This window comes from Lysinibacillus sp. 54212, assembly GCF_036662795.1.
Classification (GTDB): domain Bacteria; phylum Bacillota; class Bacilli; order Bacillales_A; family Planococcaceae; genus Lysinibacillus_B.
In genome coordinates this window covers 40,018-46,632 of sequence record NZ_JBAFWZ010000026.1, presented here as the reverse complement: position 1 = coordinate 46,632, position 6,615 = coordinate 40,018, and the positions used below count along the sequence as shown (strand labels likewise).

The 6,615-nt window shown below is 35.6% G+C and carries 8 protein-coding genes and 1 pseudogene; 1 reads left to right on the top strand and 8 read right to left on the bottom strand.

Annotated features, from left to right (window positions below; all coding sequences use genetic code 11):
* Window positions 1-106, bottom strand: a pseudogene (locus V4T18_RS15320) (hypothetical protein); the annotation flags it as partial.
* Window positions 107-395: 289 nt separating this feature from the next.
* A complete protein-coding gene (locus V4T18_RS15315) occupies window positions 396-956 on the bottom strand; it encodes a TIGR00730 family Rossman fold protein (protein WP_332650832.1) in 561 nt (186 codons plus the stop codon).
* Between the two features lie 52 nt (window positions 957-1,008).
* On the opposite strand from V4T18_RS15315, the gene V4T18_RS15310 reads away from it, so the two are divergent.
* Window positions 1,009-1,323 carry a MazG-like family protein gene (locus V4T18_RS15310; RefSeq protein WP_332650830.1) on the top strand — a complete coding sequence of 105 codons (315 nt, stop codon included), beginning with the start codon at window positions 1,009-1,011 and terminating at the stop codon, window positions 1,321-1,323.
* Between the two features lie 201 nt (window positions 1,324-1,524).
* Here the strand turns inward: V4T18_RS15310 and V4T18_RS15305 are convergent, their stop codons facing one another.
* The 6 genes from V4T18_RS15305 to V4T18_RS15280 form a co-directional block, all read right to left on the bottom strand.
* Entirely contained in the window at window positions 1,525-2,541 is a 1,017-nt protein-coding gene (locus V4T18_RS15305; protein WP_332650842.1) for a C45 family peptidase, read from the bottom strand.
* A gap of 9 nt (window positions 2,542-2,550) precedes the next feature.
* The gene (locus V4T18_RS15300) at window positions 2,551-3,327 is read right to left on the bottom strand and encodes a MerR family transcriptional regulator (protein ID WP_332650828.1); all 777 of its coding nucleotides are present in this window, start codon (window positions 3,325-3,327) and stop codon (window positions 2,551-2,553) included.
* Between the two features lie 147 nt (window positions 3,328-3,474).
* A complete protein-coding gene (gene rlmH, locus V4T18_RS15295; protein ID WP_332650826.1) occupies window positions 3,475-3,954 on the bottom strand; it encodes a 23S rRNA (pseudouridine(1915)-N(3))-methyltransferase RlmH in 480 nt (159 codons plus the stop codon).
* Window positions 3,955-4,044: 90 nt separating this feature from the next.
* Entirely contained in the window at window positions 4,045-4,209 is a 165-nt protein-coding gene (locus V4T18_RS15290) for a CxxH/CxxC protein (RefSeq protein ID WP_332650824.1), read from the bottom strand.
* Between the two features lie 165 nt (window positions 4,210-4,374).
* Window positions 4,375-5,697 (bottom strand): S1C family serine protease, encoded by a 1,323-nt coding sequence (locus tag V4T18_RS15285; protein ID WP_332650822.1) that lies wholly within the window; start codon window positions 5,695-5,697, stop codon window positions 4,375-4,377.
* A 122-nt stretch (window positions 5,698-5,819) separates the two neighbouring features.
* Window positions 5,820-6,608, bottom strand: a complete 789-nt coding sequence (locus V4T18_RS15280) for an MBL fold metallo-hydrolase (RefSeq protein WP_332650819.1) — start codon at window positions 6,606-6,608, stop codon at window positions 5,820-5,822.
* Window positions 6,609-6,615 lie beyond the last annotated feature (7 nt).

The window sequence follows — 6,615 nt, the reverse complement described above, 5'->3', positions numbered from 1 at the left end:
CTATAAACTTTGCACGAAGTGGATCTCCTGGCAAAAGTATAGTTTCAGCTATTTCGACTCCGTTTGGCTTTATATGTGGCGTTTCTTTTAATTCCTTAAAGTTCATTTGATTCTATCCTTAATATCTTCATATTATTGTTAAACCATGTTTTTAATCGATTTTTTTCTATTTTAATTTATGGTCTACTTATAGTATTTATTATTAACAAGAAATATCAAGCATAAACTAGTCAACATTAGCAGATTCTCGGTCCAAATCATTCAATATAAACTTAGTAAAAATCGCACTTAAGCTAGCTACGGTGAACGGTAGCTAACTTAAGTGCTGTTTTATTAGAACTAGTCAACTTTTTAATCCATTATCCAATCTATTTTATATAAATTTCCATCTAAAATTAATATGTTCGTACCAAGGGTGGAACATAGCTTGTAATATGTTGTTCAATTTCATGAAAAGAGTTAGTAAACAAGATTCCTTCATTATCGGCTTCAGTTAAAAAACCATTCGTTACCATATCCTCATAAAACTCTTTTAATTTGTCATAGTAGCTATCTATATTGAATAAAATACATGGGTTTTGGTGTTGTCCAATTCTTGCCCATGAAATGACCTCAGAAATTTCTTCTAAAGTTCCAGGTCCCCCAGGTAGTGCAATATAGCAGTTTCCTAACTCAATCATTCTATTTTTACGTTCAGACATGGAATGCACAACTTCTAAACGAGTTATATTGGGATGACTGAGCTCTCTGTCGGCTAAAAATGTTGGAATAATACCGATTACTTCACCATTATGTACTAAAACTTCATCTGCTATGACGCCCATTAGACCCGCTTTTCCTCCGCCATAAACTAATGTATGACCATTATCGGCTATCCATTTTCCAAGTGATTTTGCTGCTTCTACATATACTTCTTTATTACCTAAACTCGCCCCACAATAAACTGAAATATTCATATTTTAATCCTCCTCTATGCTATCATTATAGAAGTAAAAGGAGTGGTTTTCATTGAATATTTTTGAATATCAAAAGTGGATAACAGAATTTTATAAAAAACGAGGGTGGTATGACTTAAACGCCTTTATTCGTGTAAATTTTTTAACAGAAGAGGTTGGAGAGGTTTCCAAAGCAATTCGAACGATTGAAATTGGTCGTGATCGTCCAGATGAGATAACTCTATCAAAAGAAATCCAAATTGAGAATTTAAAAGAAGAACTAGGTGATGTTCTTGATAATTTATTTATTTTAGCTGATAAGTACGACATTGATTTAACTGAAATTATGTTAAGTCACAAAGATAAACTAACAAAACGATATCTATAAAAATACAACTAACCTGTAATAATCCCCTAAATAAAGAGGTTAATAATAACTAAATCATCTAGAACGTTGATATGACAACGTTCTAGATGGTACTTTTTAAAAACCGCACTTGCTTGTGGTACGGTTCTCCGTAATAAGAATACGTGCGGTTTATGTTTCATTTATTTTTGAAGCTATTTCTTATACCATGAGTTAAACCATTTAAACTTTTTGATTAATTCTCCCCTTTATAACTTTAGGAAGATTATTAGTTCCATCCAAGTATTTTCTTAAGGAAAGCTTTATTGGTTTACAATTTTCACCCACACCGATGATAACACTTAACTCTTTTGGTAAATAAACAACTGTATGCAGCGTGCCAAAATACTCTTTATAGTACTTAAAAAATAATGGGGAGTTTCCATCATTAAAGTGTTGATATGCAGTTATTGGTGATATTTTCTCTGTTAATATGCTCCCTAAATATTCTTTCCGTTTTATTGACCCTTGTACGTCTTCCCTATTTTTTCTCTGTAAAACTTCTGCTTCAAAATGATTTGTACAAATTAGTGGATTGTTAAAATGAACAACCTGTTTCTCAGGTGTCGCTTCCACAACTACACCTTCTCCACTTAAATCTGTGATCGAATAATTGTAGCAAAATCCATGGGGAATCGTTGAAATTAATTCAATTGCCTCTTTTATACTGCAACACTGTTCCAGCAATATTCTAACAATCGTCGTCGCAAGAAAACCTTCACCCTTGTGCTCATTATTAACAAAATGTAATCCCACAACGAGTCCCTTTTCATTCATCCCATCAAGCCTTCCAATAACTTGTTGACTAAAGCCAACACTTGCGTAACCATTGATTGGATTCGAAAAGACAAGTCTTGCATCATACAGCTCTGGACTAAAATCATAATTGCGTACATAGTAGTCATTATTTATATATGCAGTACATCCCATTGTTGGAAAATCTACATCATAACCACTGTAAAGCCTAATAATCGTGCCTAACTCCATATCTAATCCTTTTGCTAGCCCTCCAAGTTCTTCTAAAATATTGGGTGAATGAACTTGTAATAATGCTTTAGCTTTTTTCACATTTGAATGTGCTGATAAATTTTTTAGAAAGCCATGTTGTTTTATAAGGTGTGTGTGTATTATTTCTTCACTTTGTTGTAAACCAAAAGCAAAGTTATTCCCTTGTAACTCAACAATCCTTACTACTAGCACGTCCAATCATCATTCTCCTCTTTTTTCAAATTGAGTAACAGGCAGTAACAAATCTAATTCCGTATAATTCGCACCATAATACCATTCTATTACGGGAGATATTAGCTTCCATTTATGTTCAAGTGCATAGGTTAAAAGTTTTTCATAACCCTTTTGAATAGTATATATAGATTCTTTATAAGACAATGCGATACATAAACATTGCGGTATCCGTTCTATTAAAACATCATCCGGTAAATCACTTATATTTAAATCAATTGGTACTCCAAAGCCAATTTGGACTTTTATAAAATCTTTACCAGATAGATATTTCAAGTAACAATTTTTTAATGGAATATTTAACTTTTGAAGCTCACTTCCTCTTTTTACAAAATGATCTTTAAATTCACCTTTTTTAGATTCAGCAGTATACCAAATAATTTGTTCCGCACTTTTTTCCATTAGATAAATATCTTTGCTAGAAAAATCACTTTTTAAATAGCGTAAACTTGCATTTAATAGGTCTCGTGTCTTTTTTATATTGTCAATCCAACTCCCTAGCATTTGCTGCCGATTTATCTCATCATTTTCCATTAAATAATCTTTTATTTCTTTTATAGGTACATCAGCTAGGCGTAAACTTGAAATTAATTTCACTGTTGGTATTTGATCCTCAGAATATATGCGGTAATCATTTGCACCTCTTGCCTTCGGTAAAAGTAAATTTTTTTGCTCATAATACCTTAATGCACTTTTAGAAATACCCGTTCTTTCAGAAAACTCTTGTATATTCATTTCCTTAGTCAAATTACCACACCCCTTAAATCTAATGTTAAACATTAAAGTAACTTGAATGTAAAGAAGAATTAGATAAAAAAATGACTCACCACACAGGTAAGTCATTTTAATGTAAAGTATTTTTGAAGTTTTCTGTTTTATGGTTATTAACCGCACTTACTTATGGTACGGTTCTCCCTTAATAATTCGAAAGCTTCGATAAATTTGCTCGACTAATACGAGCTTCATTAGTTGGTGAGGGAGGGTCATTTTACCGAAGCATAGTTTTTCATCCGCGCGTCGTAATACGTCATTATGTAAGCCAAGTGAGCCGCCGATAATGAAGGCGACCTTGCTTTTGCCGTATGTCATAAGCGAATCCAGATCGGCTGCCATTTCCTCAGATGTTTTCATTTTGCCATCTAGCGCTAACGCAATTACATAGGTGCCGTCACTTATTTTGGCTAGGATGCGCTCGCCTTCCTTCTTTTTCACCATTTCCATTTCAGCATCGCTTAGCTGCTCGGGGGCTTTTTCGTCTGAGACTTCAACAAAATCTATTTTGGCATAGCTACCGAGACGCTTTGCATATTCATCAATGCCCATCTTTAAATACTTTTCTTTTAATTTTCCAACAGAAACGATGGTAATATTCACAACTTATCCACCTTTACAATTCATTTACAAACAAATTATCCACAAAAGTTATCCACATATCAACAGGTGTTTTCTATATATTGTGTAAAGTTATTTACTTGATACAATATATGTTGCCTGCTCTTCACAGTATGAGCATTTTGTGGATAACTTCTCCTCATCCGAAAGCTTATCCATAATTGGGAACTCCTCTTTCTCTGCCACGAACATGTCTAAAGCGTGATCTATATGGTTTTCACAGCTAAATTTTTTCATTTTTGCAATCCTCCAAAATTTAAAAATTCCCACAAACTTATACACAAATATACGAATGTTATCCACAACCCATTGTAACAAACATAAAACAAGTAGGGAAGAAAAGCTATTTCATTCCCTACTTGTTGTGCACAGACTTATTCACTTATCCATAGTTATCCACAACTATGTTGTACTTTCTTTTAACACTAGCTGCAGATCGACTGTTTTTCCTGCTCTCACAACTTTCACTTTTAATGTGTCACCGATTTTCGTTTTTGTGTATAGGTGCTGACGAAGATCAATCACACTTTCGACTGGCTGACCATCCATCTCAACAATGACGTCATATTGCTCCATACCTGCATCCGCTGCTGCAGAACCTTTTACAACTTCAGCTACGACAACCCCCGTTGTAATATCGCCAGGTAATTGTAGCGTTTGTTTTTGGTAGAATGACGGAATATCCGTTAAGTCCATTAGTGAAATGCCCATTGCAGGACGTTTTACCTGACCACTTTCCTCCAGCTGATTAATAATTGGAATTACAGTGTTAATCGGAATTGCAAATCCTAAGCCTTCTACATTTGCATCGGCGATTTTCATTGAATTGATTCCGATTAGATTCCCATTAATATTAACTAATGCTCCGCCACTATTACCACCATTAATCGCTGCATCCGTTTGTAGTACCTCTGATTGCCAATCCTCTGTACCATTACCATCTAAGTCAACTGGTACGACACGATCCTTCCCAGAAATGACTCCCGTTGTTACAGAGCCGTAAAAATCAAAGCCAAGTGGATTTCCGATTGCAATAACTGTTTCACCCTGTTTTAAAGTATCGGAATCACCAAATTCAGCGATCGTTTTAATGCCATCTGCTTTAACTTTAATAACTGCTAAGTCTGTCCAGATGTCACCACCAATTAGTGTAGCTTCTTTCTTAGAGCCGTCTGATAATGTAATTTCTAGCTTTTCTGCATTCTCAATTACATGATAATTTGTGACGATATACGCCTCATTATTCTCAATTTTATAAATAACTCCCGAGCCTGTTCCTGCCTCTGTTAGCTCGCCTTCTCCATTTTGTTGAGATGGCGTTCCTTGACCAAACCAAAAGCCATTTAGAGAATTCGTTGCTTCTTGATAATTTGAAATACCAACTACAGCATCCGAAACTTTTTCCACCGCAGATGTTACATCTGACGTCACAAGGGAGATATTTTGGGTAACGGTATCACCAGATTCCCCCCCTCCAGCTGACGTTTCCACTCCGCCTCCTGGTAGCTGATCAACGAGTGACGGTAAAAGAAGCCACATCAGCAAGGCACCGACAATGACACCGGATAAACCACTTATAAAGTATCCTCCCTTGCTACCTCCAGCTCGTTTTTTCTCACGCTTTTTTTTAGCCTCTTCTTCCTCACGCTTTAGTCGCTCCTGTAGTGGCGTGAGCTCTGTATTTAAATTGGGTTGATTTTCATCATTATTATTGTAATAACTCATATGTCTCATTCCCTCCTGTTTGTCTATACTTATACCATACACAAAAAACATTAAAATTAGATGAAAATTTTTTAAAACACCATTAAAAAATGTGATGCCCCAAATGGAGACATCACATACATTTATACTGTAATAAGCTTTGTAGGTTCTTCTGCATCCGTATCATGAAGATGGACAAATTCGCCTGCGATAATACCACAAGATTGCAAGGTTTGTGTAACACTCATTCGTGCTAGTTCCTTCATATTATTATCTTTACTTAAGTGGGACAAATAAATTTGCGTCGGCTTTTCAAATACAACCTCGCTCATTGCTACGGCTGCATCCTCATTCGATACGTGTCCAACATCACTTAAAATACGACGCTTAATACTCCAAGGATAGCGTCCCATTTGTAGCATCCCAACATCATGATTACTTTCAAAGACAAATGCATCGGCACCGCGAATATAGCCCTTCATTCGATCACTTACATAGCCTGTATCCGTAATGACTGCTAGCTTCCGTTCATTTTCATGAAATACATAAAACATCGGATCCGCTGCATCATGTGAAACAGCAAACGATTGAATAGATAGTGAACCGAATGATTTTGTCGTCTCCATATCAAACTGAAAGCGTAAATCTGTCGGAATATCACCAATTAGCCCATCCATCGCCGTCCATGTTTTAGCATTAGCATAAACCGGAATTTTATACTTTCTGGCAACTACCCCTAACCCTTTAATATGGTCACTATGCTCATGTGTAACGAGTAACCCAGTCAGTTTTTTCATATCTCGGTCGATTTTCGCAAAAAGCTGCTCCATTTTTTTGCCGCTTAAGCCAACATCCACTAGGAAGGCATGCTCATCATTTTCTACGTATACTGCATTTCCCGTACTCCCACTGGCTAAAACACTAAATTGCATTGTTTAA

What these genes read in the sequence shown, in the direction of transcription:
- V4T18_RS15290 (WP_332650824.1), bottom strand. Translation starts at nt 4,209, where the DNA reads ATGAAAAAATTTAGCTGTGAAAACCATATAGATCACGCTTTAGACATG.
- V4T18_RS15280 (WP_332650819.1), bottom strand. Translation starts at nt 6,608, where the DNA reads ATGCAATTTAGTGTTTTAGCCAGTGGGAGTACGGGAAATGCAGTATAC.
- V4T18_RS15315 (WP_332650832.1), bottom strand. Translation starts at nt 956, where the DNA reads ATGAATATTTCAGTTTATTGTGGGGCGAGTTTAGGTAATAAAGAAGTA.
- V4T18_RS15285 (WP_332650822.1), bottom strand. Translation starts at nt 5,697, where the DNA reads ATGAGTTATTACAATAATAATGATGAAAATCAACCCAATTTAAATACA.